This window comes from Aeromonas rivipollensis (assembly GCF_037811135.1).
Lineage (GTDB): Bacteria > Pseudomonadota > Gammaproteobacteria > Enterobacterales > Aeromonadaceae > Aeromonas > Aeromonas rivipollensis.
The window spans coordinates 1571434-1585294 of sequence record NZ_CP149130.1; the positions used below are offsets into that span (position 1 = coordinate 1571434).

At 62.4% G+C, this 13861-nt stretch carries 13 protein-coding genes; 11 read left to right on the forward strand and 2 right to left on the reverse strand.

The features are described 5' to 3' along the window. Nucleotides 1-156: 156 nt before the first annotated feature. Together WIR04_RS07190 and WIR04_RS07195 are read left to right on the forward strand one after the other, a co-directional pair. Nucleotides 157-810, forward strand: coding sequence for a YceH family protein (locus WIR04_RS07190; protein WP_338891570.1), 654 nt, complete (start codon nucleotides 157-159; stop codon nucleotides 808-810). Between the two features lie 217 nt (nucleotides 811-1027). Next, nucleotides 1028-4870: a DEAD/DEAH box helicase gene (locus WIR04_RS07195; protein ID WP_338891571.1), complete on the forward strand. Its 3843-nt coding sequence runs from the start codon at nucleotides 1028-1030 to the stop codon at nucleotides 4868-4870. Nucleotides 4871-4980: 110 nt separating this feature from the next. Here WIR04_RS07195 and WIR04_RS07200 read toward each other — a convergent pair whose 3' ends face one another. After that, nucleotides 4981-5874: a DNA replication terminus site-binding protein gene (locus WIR04_RS07200; RefSeq protein WP_338891572.1), complete on the reverse strand. Its 894-nt coding sequence runs from the start codon at nucleotides 5872-5874 to the stop codon at nucleotides 4981-4983. A gap of 522 nt (nucleotides 5875-6396) precedes the next feature. Here WIR04_RS07200 and WIR04_RS07205 point away from each other — a divergent pair. The 7 genes from WIR04_RS07205 to WIR04_RS07235 all read left to right on the forward strand — a co-directional run bounded on the left by WIR04_RS07205 (nucleotide 6397) and on the right by WIR04_RS07235 (nucleotide 12312). Beyond that, complete coding sequence (locus tag WIR04_RS07205; RefSeq protein ID WP_338891573.1) at nucleotides 6397-6606, forward strand: DUF1127 domain-containing protein; 210 nt, start codon at nucleotides 6397-6399, stop codon at nucleotides 6604-6606. Nucleotides 6607-6879: 273 nt separating this feature from the next. Continuing rightward, nucleotides 6880-7896, forward strand: a complete 1017-nt coding sequence (gene astE, locus WIR04_RS07210; RefSeq protein ID WP_338891574.1) for a succinylglutamate desuccinylase — start codon at nucleotides 6880-6882, stop codon at nucleotides 7894-7896. Between the two features lie 261 nt (nucleotides 7897-8157). Beyond that, nucleotides 8158-9255: a pyruvate dehydrogenase (acetyl-transferring) E1 component subunit alpha gene (gene pdhA, locus WIR04_RS07215; protein WP_025327557.1), complete on the forward strand. Its 1098-nt coding sequence runs from the start codon at nucleotides 8158-8160 to the stop codon at nucleotides 9253-9255. A gap of 68 nt (nucleotides 9256-9323) precedes the next feature. Further along, on the forward strand, nucleotides 9324-10310 hold the full coding sequence (locus tag WIR04_RS07220) for an alpha-ketoacid dehydrogenase subunit beta (RefSeq protein WP_234569727.1): 987 nt from the start codon (nucleotides 9324-9326) through the stop codon (nucleotides 10308-10310). A gap of 94 nt (nucleotides 10311-10404) precedes the next feature. Then, nucleotides 10405-11505: a dihydrolipoamide acetyltransferase family protein gene (locus WIR04_RS07225; protein ID WP_338891575.1), complete on the forward strand. Its 1101-nt coding sequence runs from the start codon at nucleotides 10405-10407 to the stop codon at nucleotides 11503-11505. Between the two features lie 205 nt (nucleotides 11506-11710). Next, nucleotides 11711-11920, forward strand: a complete 210-nt coding sequence (locus tag WIR04_RS07230; RefSeq protein WP_005331438.1) for a cold-shock protein — start codon at nucleotides 11711-11713, stop codon at nucleotides 11918-11920. An 83-nt stretch (nucleotides 11921-12003) separates the two neighbouring features. Continuing rightward, on the forward strand, nucleotides 12004-12312 hold the full coding sequence (locus tag WIR04_RS07235) for a hypothetical protein (RefSeq protein ID WP_080675170.1): 309 nt from the start codon (nucleotides 12004-12006) through the stop codon (nucleotides 12310-12312). On the opposite strand, the gene WIR04_RS07240 is transcribed toward WIR04_RS07235, so the two are convergent. After that, nucleotides 12299-12547 (reverse strand): TIGR02647 family protein, encoded by a 249-nt coding sequence (locus WIR04_RS07240; protein WP_025327553.1) that lies wholly within the window; start codon nucleotides 12545-12547, stop codon nucleotides 12299-12301. The two genes, WIR04_RS07235 and WIR04_RS07240, sit on opposite strands and share 14 nt — an antisense overlap. A 248-nt stretch (nucleotides 12548-12795) precedes the next feature. Here WIR04_RS07240 and WIR04_RS07245 point away from each other — a divergent pair, with 248 nt between their 5' ends. Both WIR04_RS07245 and WIR04_RS07250 read left to right on the forward strand, forming a co-directional pair. Then, complete coding sequence (locus WIR04_RS07245) at nucleotides 12796-13353, forward strand: hypothetical protein (RefSeq protein WP_338891576.1); 558 nt, start codon at nucleotides 12796-12798, stop codon at nucleotides 13351-13353. Nucleotides 13354-13447: 94 nt separating this feature from the next. Then, the gene (locus WIR04_RS07250; RefSeq protein WP_005331447.1) at nucleotides 13448-13840 is read left to right on the forward strand and encodes a DUF2750 domain-containing protein; all 393 of its coding nucleotides are present in this window, start codon (nucleotides 13448-13450) and stop codon (nucleotides 13838-13840) included. Nucleotides 13841-13861: the final 21 nt, after the last annotated feature.

Below are 13861 nucleotides of genomic sequence, written 5' to 3' on the forward strand. Positions count from 1 at the left end.
TGATGTCAGGGGGGTTAGCCCCCTGGTTGCGGCCGGATTGTACGATGTTTCATCAAGGGTTTCATCGGCTCGCAAAAATGCGGTTCAGTGCTGGACGGCGAGAGCGCCTTGGCTAAGATAACCGTCTTAACGTCTTGTTTGGCAAGGGAGTATGAAATGGAGATAGTACTAGGCCCATTAGAGGCTCGCGTGATCGGCTGCCTGATAGAGAAAGAGATCTGCACGCCGGATCAGTACCCTCTCTCTCTCAATGCACTGGTCAATGCCTGCAACCAGAAGAGCAATCGCGAACCCGTGCTCGAGCTCGCCGAGCTGGATATCCGCGCCGTCATCGACGAACTGATCCGCCGCCGTCTGGTGGTCAACACAGCCGGCTTCAATGCCCGGGTGCCCCGCTATCAGCACCGTTTCTGCAACACCGAGTTTGGTGAACTGAAGTTCAGCGCCCAGGAGCTCGGCATTATCTGCGAGCTCTTGCTGCGGGGCCCCCAGACCCCGGGCGAGCTGCGCTCGCGCACCAACCGGCTGTGCAGCTTCGACGATGTGACCGAGGTGGATGCGGTGCTGGCCGCGCTGGCCGAGCGGGGACCCTATGTGGTCAAGCTGCCCCGTGAGCCGGGCAAGCGGGAATCCCGCTATGCCCACCTGTTTGGTGGCGAAATCGATCTGGAAGCTCTGGCCGAGGCCGCTCCCGCCAGCGGCTATGCCTCTCCTGCCGCCGATCGCCTGAGCCAGCTGGAAGAGGAAGTTGAGCGCCTCAAGTCGCAGTTGCAGGCCCTGGAGGCCCGTCTGGCGCGCCTGGAAGGCTGAGTTAGGCGAGTTGGCTTACCCCATCAGGAGGCGCTGCGGCGCCTTTTTTCATGTCCCGTTGGCCGCCCGCAGCGCCCTCGCAGAGGATGACCCGCCCGGCCCCCAGTCTCCGCTTTTATGAGCCTGGCCGCTTTTTTTGTACTAATTCGCGGTTAAGGGTCGAGCCGCCGCCGCTTTCCCGTTAAAATTCCGCCTTTGCACCTGCCCGCGAGTTCTGATGTCAGCCTTCACCCTCTCTTCGGATTGCCATGCCCTGCTCAGCGAGCTGCAACTGCAGCGCGCCGCCAGTACCCGTTATTTGCAGGACACGCTGTACCCACAGCGCTCGCCCGGGCAGGCGCTGACGGATGCGCTGAACCAGTTGCAACAACAGGGATTGATAAGGCTGCGCACCGAGCAGCAGTGGAGCCTGACGGCGGAGGGCACCCTGACCCTGATCCTGGCGGTGCGCTCAGGGGAGTGCCCCATGCCGGACTGGACGCGGGTCCCCTCGGTCACGGGTCAGGAGATGGCACAAGGGGTGGTGCGCGAACTCTGCCTGGGGGAGGCGGGGCAGATCCCCGCCTACTACCAGAGCGCGGATCTCTTGAGCCTGCTGGACCTGCCCGATGCCCACCGCCTGCTGGCGGGCTCAAGCCCTGCCTGGCAACAGCTGCTGCTGGAACACTTCGCCCTGCAGACCCTGCTCGATGCCGAGCCTGAAGCGCACTGGCCGCTGACGTCCGTGACCGAGGCCTGCGCCCCTGCGCTGGCAAGCCGGCTCGAGGCGCTGGCCAGCGAGTGGGACTGGCTCTGCGGCCCGCTGGCCGGCGAGGTGACCACTCACTGGCCGGCCCTGCAGCAACTGGCCGAGCAGGGGGATGAGCAGCCCCTGGCGGAGCGGCTGCTCGGTGCACTGGGGCAGTGGCAGGCAGTGGCGGCGCACGAGCCTTGGCCCAGGATGTTCAGCGCCCTGCTCTGGCTGGGCTGGCTGCAGCAGGCCGATCCCGTGCTCGCCAGCGAGCAGCGCAAGAAGTGGCAGCGCAGCCTTGGTAACCATTTCCCCCTGCTTGCGGATCTGCTGGGACAGTGGGCCGGTGATCGCCACGGTCAGGCGATAGGCCTGTTCGATACCCTGCAACTGCCGCTGGAGGAGCTCCACTGGGGCTACCTCTGGCTGGATCTCTGCGCCCTCGCGCGCCACGGCGAGCAGAGCCCCCAGGTGGCCATACTGCACAAGTGGGATCTCTCCCATGTGCTGGAGGCCGAGCCCCGTCATCGTCTGATGGCCTTCTGCCAGGATCTGTTGCGCCTCTTGCTGGGAGAGGGGGCCGAGCGCCCCCCGTTGCAGCAACTGCGTGCCACCCCGATCCCCGAGGCGGCCAGCGACGCAGAGGATGAGGACAAGACCCCCGCCTCGGCCAGCTGGCTCAACTGGCTGCAGGGGCTGGGGCGCTCCAGCGGCGTGCGCAAGGCGCAGGAGCGGCTGGTATGGTTGCTCCATGCGGAAGGGCCCGAGCTCGAGTGCAAGATCCAGAAGCAGAGCACCAAGGGGGAGTGGACCGCCGGGCGCCGGGTCGATCCTGCCCTGCTCTCCACCCAGTATGCCGCTCTGCTCGACGAGGCGGACTGGGCCCTGGTGCGCACCCTGCCAAGGGGCATGAGCAAGCTGCCGCGGGACGCCTGGGCCCCCCTGGCCAGCCATCCGCGCCTGTTCAACGCCAAGGGGCAGAAGCTGCAACTGGCCATCAGCGCCCCCTTGCTGCAGGTGGTCGCCACCGAGCAGGGCATGAGCGCCGTCCTGAGCCCGGGCGCTGCGGCGCGAGGGGCGCACATAGTACCCCTGGCCCAGGATCTGTGGCAGCTCATCCTGACCCCGCAGGCGCTGCTGGACAGACTGCCTGCGCTGGAATCCATCCCGCTGCTGCCAGCGGACGGGCTCGCCGAGCTGCAACGCACCCTGGACGCCATTCCCGAGCTGCCCTGGCACAGCCAGGTCGAGGGGCTCAGCGGCAATGCCGAGCTGACCCCCTGGCCCGGAGTGCCCTCGGTCCAGCTGGACTGGCAGGATGGTCAGCTGGTGGTCCAGCTGGTGACCCGGGAGGGGGATCTGCCGCCGTTGCCCCTTGGCAAGGGGGAGGCCATAGTGCGTCAGGGCGTCAGGGACTATCACTACTGGCAACGGGATCTGGCTGCAGAGAAGGCCGAGGCCCAGTTGCTGCGCAACCAGCTGCCCATTGGCCTGCCGGGCAACGAATGGAAGCTGGACGGTGAGCAGGCACTGACCCTGGTCAATGCGCTGCCCGAGCTGGTGGACGCCGGAGTGGTCGTTCACTGGCATCAGGACAGCGCCCGTCTCAAGAGCCTCGACGAGGCGGCCCTGAGCCTGCGCATCGAGCGTCGCCAGGACTGGTTCCAGGTGGAGGGGGCACTGGCGCTGGATGAGCACCAGATCCTCGACTTGCGCCTCATCCTGCGCCAGCTGACCCCGGGCCAGCGCACCGTTCAGCTCGACGAGAAGACCAGCCTGATGCTGAGCGACAAGCTGGTGGAGCGCCTCACCATGCTGGGGGCCATGCTGGACACCGAGCAGCGCATCAACAACAAGCTGGCCTATCCCCTGGCTCGCTTGCTGTCGGCGGTGACCACGGCCGGGGATGATGCCTGGCACTCCCTGCAGCAGGAGTGGCAGCAGGAGGTGGAGTGTGCCCCCGAGCTCCTGACGGCGCTGAGGGACTATCAGAAGGAGGGGGTGCGCTGGATGGCGACCCTGGCCCACCATGGCTTTGGCGCCTGTCTCGCCGATGACATGGGCCTTGGCAAGACGCTTCAGGCGCTCATGGTGCTGCGCATGCGCCAGCACCTCGGCCCCGCCCTGGTGGTGGTGCCCAAGTCCGTGGTCACCAACTGGCAGGAGGAGGTGACGCGATTCGCCCCCGAGCTGGAGGTGGTGGTGTTCGAGAATCCCGCCGAGCGGGAGACCCTGATCCAGGAGGCCAAGGCGGGCCAGATCATCCTGGTCAACTACGGCATGCTCGGCAGCCTGGCCCAGTCCCTCAAGTCCCGCCGCTGGGCGAGCATGGTGCTGGACGAGGCGCAGCAGATCAAGAATGCCGGCACCCAGCGTGCCAAGCTGCTGTTCCAGCTGGACGGCGATTTTCGCCTGGCCCTCTCCGGCACCCCCATCGAGAACCACCTGGGGGAGCTGTGGAGCCTGTTCACCTTCATCAACCCAGGCCTGCTCGGCAGCCTCGGCGAGTTCAAGCGCCGCTTCGGCAAGGCGGTGAAGGATCCCCAGCACATGGCGCTGCTGCGGGCGGTGATCAGCCCCTTCATCCTGCGGCGCCTCAAGCAGCAGGTGCTGACCGAGCTGCCGGACAAGACCGAGATCATCCACCACATCAGCCTCTCCCCCGAGGAGCGTCAGCTCTACGAGGCGACCAGGCGCGAGGTGGTGCAGCAGGTGCAAAGCGCTGATGGCCGCGCCCTGATGCACGTGCTGAGCGGCCTGACCCGCTTGCGACGGCTCTGCTGCTCCCCCGAGCTGGTGATGCCGGAGTGGTCACAGACCAGCAGCAAGCTGGACGAGGCCATGGCGCTCCTGGAGGAAGCCATAGATGGCGGGCACCGGGTGCTGGTGTTCAGTCAGTTCGTCGATCTGCTGAGCCTGCTGCGAGCCCGCATCGAGCTCAAAAAATGGGACTACTGCTACCTGGACGGGGGCTGCTCCGCCAAGTCCCGCCAGGAGTCTATCCTACGGTTCCGCCACGATCCCGTGCCGCTGTTCCTCATCAGCCTCAAGGCGGGGGGAACAGGCCTCAACCTGACCCAGGCCGATACCGTGCTGCACCTGGATCCCTGGTGGAACCCGGCGGTGGAGGATCAGGCGAGCGATCGGGCGCACCGCATGGGCCAGACCCAGCCGGTGACAGTCTATCGACTGGTGTGCGAGCAGACGGTGGAGGAGAAGATAGTGGCGCTGCACGACGAGAAGCGAGCCCTAGCCGATGGCCTGCTGAGCGGCCAGTCCGAGGTCCGTGGCCTGGACGTGGAGAGCCTGCGCGCCCTGCTGATGAGCTGATCCGCGCTATCACCCGCGATATGACCATGTAATATGGAAGAGGGGAGCACATCTTGCCGATGTGCTCCCCTCTGTTGTTTCTGCGTGTCGGTGTTAGCCGGAACGGTGCGCTAGCCCTGATAGCGATAGAGGTGCAGCCGCTCTATGATGGCCTCGCCGCCAATCTTGCGATCCCGCCGCGCCTGGCGCAGCTTGGGCGGATAGTGGCCGAGGTGAGTGACGCTGGGCGGGTTGTCCGAGCAGAGCAGCAGGGGCAGACTCGCCTTGAGCTGCTGTTTGCGGGGCTCCCTGTCCAGCCAGAGCAGGTTGATCATGGGGTGGGTCTTGACCGGTCGGCGGATCCGCAGCTGCGCATCCGCCGGCAGGCGGCGAATGTCATACACCTCCTGATCCACCATCTTGCTCCACTCCTCGTTGCTGGAGAGCGCCGGCACATAGCGGCGGCTGCGCTCCAGCATCTCCAGTACCTGCTCGCGAGTGAGGCGGCTGATGCTCTGCTTGTCGGCCCAGGTGAAACCGAGCGAATGCAGCTCTCCGGTGAGCAGGGTCAGCTTGCGATAGACCTGCAGGGTGATGACACCAGGCAGTGCGCCGTGCACCAGCTCGAACTTCTCGTCCCGCCCGCCGGCAGCTTGCACCAGGGTCTTGAAGGCGAGCTTGTGGCCATTGATCTCATCGAGCAGCGGTTGCAACAGGGGGGCGCTGGCGGCGGAGAAGCGCAACCAGCCAGGCAGGCGGTGAGTCGCCTTGGTGGAGCAGCCAGGGCGGGCACTGTGATCCTGAAAGGCCGCTACGGCCGCGGCCAGTGCCACCTCGCCCGAGAGATAACCCACCTCGATGGCCTCGATGGGGTCATGTTCTTCCCCTTGCGGTACTGCGGGCAGGGGATAGACATGGGCCTCCAGCAACTCGAGCTGGCCGAGCTGCCTGGCGAGACGGGCAAGGGCCTCTTCCAGCGCGTCCATCTGTTGACGCAGGGCGGCGGTGGGGGTAAAGGTGTCCATCGGCATATCCTGTGTGTTCCCCCAATCCGTCGCCCTAAAGGCGGCGATCAGGAGCATGATTAAACTACTGTATAAATAACCATACCAGTATGGCGGGAAGGCGCCAAGTGCCGCCTTTCAAGCGCGGTGCAAGGGCGGCTGCCGTGGCCGCCTTCCGGGGGTTGTCTAACTGTATCATTCTGTTAAATAACGATCTTTAAGTGATCCAATGATTAACAATTGGTGGCAGGGCGGGGGGGATCGCGCTCTGCCGGGAACCTGGGCTCTGCATAGCTAACGTGGGAAACTGCATAGTTAGAAGCCGATGGGGCAGGAGAAAATGCTGCCGGGCTGGGAGGGGGAATATCTGGTTAATATTTTACATATAAATCAATGAATTGTGTTTTACCCCATGGCGAGATCAGCCATTACTTTTACTAATCTCATGTATCAAAATTCGTCAATTGAGGCACCTCCTCGCCCTGACTAAGCTTTGCGCATCAAATCCGAGCCTTGCGCAGAACTAGAGAGAGGAGCCATATCATGGCCAACATGACTTATACCGAAGCCGGTTACCAGGATTCCAGCGAATCGAATCTGGTTGCTCGCGTCAAGATGACCATCCTGACCTGGCTGGAACGCAGCCGCAGCCGTCGCCAGCTCTCCGAGCTGCCCGCCTACCTGCTCAAGGACATTGGTCTGAACGAAGCTGACCGCTATCAAGAGACCACCAAGCCGTTCTGGCGTGGTTGATATACCGGGCATGGATGCCTCGTTTTCTTGCTGATCTGAACTGCTCTGCCTGATGCTCTTTGCCCCATAACGGGCCTGACTCTTACCCTGTTGCCGCTGCCTGTCATTTCCCCTTGTCTGTTTTTCCTGCTGTTTGCCCCCTGCGGCATGAGTTGTCATCATCCCTCGCCAACTTTGTATCCTTACTGTTTGAATTTGTTTAAAAATTGATTTTAAGCCCGCTTGCCTTGCGTATAATCCGGCCATGGCATTCCAGACAAGAGGGTGAGATGGATGATTCCCCAGCATGACTTTTTGGCCCTGACCCGCCGCCACGAGTGGCAGCTCGAGCCTTTTGCCTTCGACCTGGCCAACGGTACCCGGGTGAGCGTGTGGGACACCGGCGTGCTCTGCCTGGAGCCCGCGCCTGAGTCGCCAGGCGGGCGCAAGGACATAGTGCTCTCCTGCGGCATTCACGGTAACGAAACAGCCCCCATCGAGATCTGCAACCAGCTGCTGACCCGGCTGCTCGGCGGGGAGCTTCAGGCCCGCCACCGGGTGCTGTTCCTCTTTGGCAACCCGGCCGCCATGAACCAGGGGGCGCGCGAGGTGGAGGAGAACATGAACCGGCTCTTCTCTGGAGCCCACAGCAAGGGGGAGGGGCTGTGCAACAGGGAGCGCATTCGCGCCATGCGCCTGGAGCAGTATGTGAGCCGCTTCTTCGCCGATCCCGCCCGGCCCCGCTATCACTACGATCTGCACACCGCCATTCGCGGCTCCCGCCACGAGAAGTTTGCGGTCTACCCCTTCCCCCACGAGCGACCGCACTGCAAGGAGCAGGTGCAGTTCCTCGGGTCCTGCGGGGTGCGCACCATACTGCTCTCGAGCGGCCCGACCACCACCTTCAGCTATTACAGCTCGCATCAGCATAGCGCCCATGCCTTCACGGTGGAGCTCGGCAAGGTGCGTCCCTTTGGCGAGAACGACATGACCCGCTTCATCGAGGCGCGTCAGGCGTTGCAGGAGCTGGTGACCCAGGATGAGGTGGTGCTCGAGCCCTGGCGGGCGGATGACTTCACGATTTTTGCCATCGATCGGGTGATCAACAAGCAAACGGCCGCGTTTCGTTTCCTGTTTGCCAGCGATGTGGACAATTTCACCGAATTTCCCCAGGGATTTGTGCTGGCGGAAGATGGAGATCGGCAGTACAGGGTAGAGAAAGCGCGGGAGGCGGTGGTCTTCCCCAATGCCAACGTGGCCATCGGCCAGCGGACCATGCTGCTGGTGGTGCCGACCCGCCTGTGGGAGTGATCTGAGCCTATCTTTTCACGCCAACCCTGCGCCCCTGGCGGCGTGGTCAGGATAGGCGTGATCCCGAACTCGCCCTGACAGGGAGCCCGAAAGGGCTCCCTTCTTCGTTTCTGCTCGCCGAAAATCTCATCTTCTTTCTGAAATTAAAGAAGTTTCTACTGGTCTTACCTGGCTGAATCACGTTGCTCTTTGCTTAACATCTTATTTACATTATAAGGGTCACCTCATGGTGGTGACGCTGACAACGGCAAGGAGCCAGTTATGACCCATGTCGACATCCCCTTCCTTCGTTACCTCGATGAGGAGGGGCGCCCGGTCGCGACACTGCCGACCTGGCTGGACAAGGCGATGCTGCACACCTTCTACCGCAACATGGTGATGGTGCGCAGTTACGACAAGAAAGCGATAGCACTGCAGCGAACCGGCAAGCTCGGCACCTTTCCCTCCCATCTCGGGGCGGAAGCGGTGGGAATCGGGGTCGGTCTCGCCATGCGGCCGGAGGATGTCTATGTGCCCTATTACCGGGACATGCCCACCCTCTATGTGCGGGGCGTGCCCATGGAGCAGAACCTGCAGTATTGGGGCGGAGATGAACGGGGCAGTGTCTTCTACAAGGCCGATGGCGAGTTGTCGGAAGACTTGCCCATCTGCGTCCCCATCGCCACCCAGATCACCCATGCCGCCGGCATAGCGGCCGCCTTCAAGCTGCGCAACCAGCCCAGGGTCGCAGTGGTGACCATAGGTGATGGCGGCACCTCCAAGGGGGATTTTCTCGAGGGGCTCAACTGCGCCGGCGTCTGGCATCTCCCCATGGTGATGATCATCAACAACAACCAGTGGGCCATCTCGGTGCCACGCAAGCTGCAGTCGAGCGCACCGACCCTGGCCCAGAAGGGGATAGGGGCCGGGGTGCGCAGCCTGCAGGTCGACGGCAACGACGTGGTGGCCGTCTATGAGGCGACTCGCGTCGCCATGGAGCGGGCCCGCAGCGGCAAGGGGCCGACGCTTATCGAAGCCGTCAGCTACCGGCTCGGGGATCACACCACTGCCGACGATGCAACCCGTTATCGCGAGGCCGCCGAGGTGGAAGCCGCCTGGGCCAAGGAGCCGGTCAAGCGGCTGCGCCAGTTCATGGCCGATCAGGGCTGGTGGGACGAGCATCAGGAGCAGGCGTTGCTGGCGGAGGCAGCCCGCGAGGTCGAACGTGCCGTTGCCGCCTATGAAGGCATGGCGCCCCAGGCGCCGGAAACCCTGCTCGATTACCAGTTTGCCGAGCTGCCGAGGGAGTACCGTGCCCAGCGTCAGCGCATCATCGCCAAGGGCATGCAGCAGCGCGGCGGGGAGACACACCATGAGTGACATGACACTGCGCGATGCGATTCACCTGACATTGCATCACGAGATGGTTCTGGGTCTGGGGAGGCGGCATGAGTGAAATAACGCTGCTCGAAGCGATCAATCTGGCGCTGCATCACGAGATGGAGCACGACCCAGACGTAGTGGTGCTGGGTGAGGATGTGGGGGTCAACGGCGGGGTGTTTCGCGCCACCGTGGGGCTGCGCGACAAGTTCGGGTTCAAGCGGGTGATAGACACGCCGCTGGCGGAGGGGCTGATCGCCGGGGTGGCGGTCGGCATGGCGACCCAGGGGCTTAAACCCGTGGCCGAGTTCCAGTTCCAGGGCTTCATCTTCCCCGGCATGGAGCAGATCATCTGCCAGGCGGCGCGGATGCGAAACCGCACCCGTGGCCGGCTCTCCTGTCCCATCGTCTACCGCTCCCCCTATGGCGCCGGCATCCATTCGCCCGAGCACCACAGCGAGAGCGTCGAAGCCCTGTTTGCCCATATCCCGGGTCTGAGAGTGGTCATCCCCTCCAGCCCAAGACGGGCATATGGCCTGCTGCTCTCGGCCATTCGCGACCCGGATCCGGTGATGTTCTTCGAGCCGGATCGCATCTACCGCTCCATGAAGTCGGATGTGGTGGATGACGGCGTCGGCCTGCCGCTGGATGTCTGCTTCACCCTGAGGCCCGGACGGGATCTCACCGTGGTCGCCTGGGGGGCCTGCATCCAGGAGGTGATGCGGGCCGCCGCCCTGCTGGCGGAGCAGGACATCCAGTGCGAGGTGCTGGATCTCGCCACCATCAAGCCGCTGGACATGGAGAGCATCCTGGCCTCGGTGCGCAAGACCGGCCGCCTGCTGGTGGTGCACGAGGCCTGTGGCAGTTTCGGGGTCGGTGCCGAAATCGTGGCGCGGGTCACCGAGGAGGCGTTGACCTCCCTCAAGGCGCCGCCAAAGCGCCTCACCGGGGTGGATGCCGCCGTCCCCTACTACCGCAACGAGGAGTATTACCTCATCACCGAGCAGGATATCGCGGATGCGGCTCACCAGCTGATGGAGAACAAGTGGCTATGACGTTTCTCAACGGTTGGCGCCCAGGCGCCCGAGCAAGGAAGAGCTATGAAGTCGGTCAACCTTTGGTGATGTTCCCGCGGATGGAGAACTGGTCATGAAATTTTTCAAATTACCGGATCTGGGCGAAGGCTTGGCCGAGGCCGAGATAGTCGAATGGAAGGTCAATGCCGGCGATACCGTGAGTGTCGATCAGGTGCTGCTGTCGGTGGAAACCGCCAAGGCGCTGGTGGATGTGCCCTCGCCGGTGGCGGGGGTGATCGCCAGGCTGTGCGGCCAGGAGGGAGACATACTCCACATCGGCGCTCCCCTGGTGGAGTTTGAGGGGGGAGAGGATGACGGCACCGTGGTGGGCAAGGTCAGCGCCCATCAACAGCACATCGAGGATCACTTCGTGGTGGGTGCCATGGCACCCGGTGGCGCCCTGGTGCAGGCCATGCCGGCGGTGCGTCTGCTGGCGCAAAAACTGGGGCTGGACATCGACAGGCTCAAGGGTACTGGCAGCGCCGGCATGGTGACCGAGCAGGACGTGCAGAGCGCCTTCGAAGCGTTGCAGAGCAGCGGCAACGAGTTCCTCAAGGGCTCGCGCCGGGCCATGGCCAAGGCGATGGAACACTCCCACCAGACGGTGGTGCCGGTCAGCATCACCGACGAGGTGGACCTGCGTCACTGGCGGGCAGACGAAGACGTGACGGTACGCCTCATCAAGGCCATCGGGGTGGCGTGTCGTGCCGAGCCCTCCATGAATGCCTGGTTTGACGGGGATACCCTGTCCAGGCGTCTGTTCAGGGAAGTCAACGTGGCCATTGCCGTCGACTCCAAACACGGGCTCTATGTGCCGGTGATGGAGAATGTGGCCGAGCGGGAGAGGGTGGACATTCGGCACGGGCTGGATCGGATGATCGACGATGTGAAGGCACGCGCCGTGCCGCGGGAGATGCTGCAGGGGGCGACCATCACCCTCACCAACTTTGGCGCCATTGCAGGCCGCTATGCCAGTCCTATCGTCACGCCACCCCAGGTGGCCATCATAGGGGCGGGCAAGCTGTTCGAAAAAGTGGTCTTCATCCATGGGGAGGCGCGGCCGGTCCGGGCACTGCCCTTGTCGATGACATTTGACCACCGCGCCTGTACCGGTGGGGAGGCGGCGCGCTTCCTCAAAGCCTTGGTTCAGGCACTGGAAGCGGCGGATGCGTAAGTGATTGCACCCTGCCCCCGGCGGGGTGCAAATTTGGTTGCGTAATCGACAAAGGCACGTATAATCTAAACCAGCTTGAAAGGGCGTTAGTTATGTCAATGAATATGATGTTTTGCATCTTTTCCTGTTGTTCATAAGTTAATCCCGTTTTTGAGCTTTACCCGCTGAAAAGCATAAGTAATTATTTTGAATACAGGTTAAAGATATGTCTAACATGATCACCGGTACCGTTAAGTTTTTCAACGAAACCAAAGGTTTTGGCTTCATCCAGCAAGAAAACGGCCCGGACGTTTTCGTTCACTTCAGCGCTATCAGCGGTAACGGTTTCCGTACCCTGGCTGAAGGTCAGCGCGTACAGTTCTCCGTGACCCAAGGTCAGAAAGGCCCGCAGGCTGAGAACGTAACTGCTCTGTAATTCTTACAGAATTTAAGAAAGCCGTGGTACCTCTGGTGCCACGGCTTTTTGTTTTATGGCATATTCATAAACCACCTGTGCCAATGACCATCATCATGCTCTCATCACTCTTGTTGACCGTGGCGCTTGCCAATGCTTCCGTGCCGGATCCCGCGGCCAGAGAGGCCGTGACAGTGTGCCAGCAATTCGTGCAGGTCCGTTTGGGCAAGGAAGGGCAGCCCGAGGAGATCAAGGCGCAGCCTGTCCCGAAGCGGGCGGGGGAGTGGCTGATCGATGGCAAGGTAAAAGGACCCGAAGGTCCTTTGTTGTTTGCTTGTCTGTTGCGGCAGGGAAAGCGCTGGGAATTGCTCAACTTCTCGCTCTGGGCGCCGCAGGAACTCAATTCGGCTTGAGTGCCACCAGCAGGTGTTGGAGATGCTCCAGCATGGTCATGCCGAAGGGGGTCAGATAGCCGCCATCGACGGCACTGATCATGCCTTGTTGATGCAGGCGTTGCGCCGCGAGGCACAACTCTTCAGACATGTCGCTGCGTAACTTGATCCCCAGACTCATGTTCGCCGGATCAAAGCATGCCAGTATTTTCAGCTCATTCACAAAATCGTCAGAAACCTGGTCGATCCCACTCATGGATGCACTCCTTACGCTAAAGATGTATGCAAACTAGCATTCCCGGTTTGACTTTAGTGGGCGCTGGCTCAAAGTATTGGGCTTTCTCGGGGCCGGCAGTACCCGAACGCTGTTTTTTTGGCCGAAATCATCACGCCACGGCTGACCGGACGAGCAGAGTCCGCGTGCCGGTAAACATGGTAGAATGCTCTCTCTTTTGTCCCCCTGGCCAGGTATGAACCCAGGTCTTCCAGCTCAAGGCGCGTCTCATGATCACTGTCACTCTGGTATCTCTGCTGCACACCCTAGGTCCCCGTTTTCCTGTTTATGCTCCGTCCTTGTTGCTCCCCTTGCTCGATGAGCATCAGGGGGATATCTGGCTGCCATCCATCAAGGGGGCTGATGTCGCCGCCCTGCGCCAGCATGCCAAGGGGAGCGAGGCGCAAAGTCTGGCATCTCTGGCTGCGGGATGGTGTGATTTTGGGACCGGCGGCGAGGGCGAGACGCCCGAGCTGGACGCGCTGGCGAGTTACGACGAAGAGATGTTGGACAACCTGTTGATGTACTGGCACAGCCCTGCCAAGATCAACAGCCCGATCACCGATAACCTGTTCGAGCTGCGCCGCGAGGTGGTCGATGAAGCCCATGGCACCAAGCTGGCGGCTGCCTGGCAGCAACAACAACAGGTGCGCTTCGAGCAGATCATGCACGGAGTGCAGGCCGGGCGGGATCAGCTCTGCTTCGTCGAGGTGGAGTCCGCCTACTGGCTGCGTCAGCGTTTCTGCGAGACGGCGGAGATCACCCTGGTGACCCCGGCGCTGGGCTGAGATAGCCGAAACAGGAGTGACTGAGTACTCTTGCTGGACAAGGCGCCAGCAAGATGTGAACATGTCGCCCTTTATTGAATGAGAGACTTGACCAATGAGCTATGAACTTAGCGACACCGAGCGCAATGCCGCGCTGCAACTGAACGCCGACTACCGCTTTGATCACTTCATCAGCAAGCTGGTCGAGCACGAAGAGCTGTTTGTTCTGACCGACGAGCACGGCGTCATGATGCTGACCACCGAAGACGAAGACTGCATCCCGGTCTGGCCGCATCCGGAATACGCCAAGGCGTGGGCCGAAGGCGAGTGGGCAGATTGCAAGCCGCAGTCCATCACCCTCAAGGTGTGGCTGGATCGCTGGGTCGACGGCATGGAGCAGGACGAGCTCTGCGTGGCCGTGTTCCCGACCCCGGAGCAGGAAGGCATAGTGCTGGATCCGGCCGACGTGGCCGATGCCATCGCGCAAAAGCAGGCCAAGCGCGGCTAAGTCCCGCCCAGGTGCTGCTGC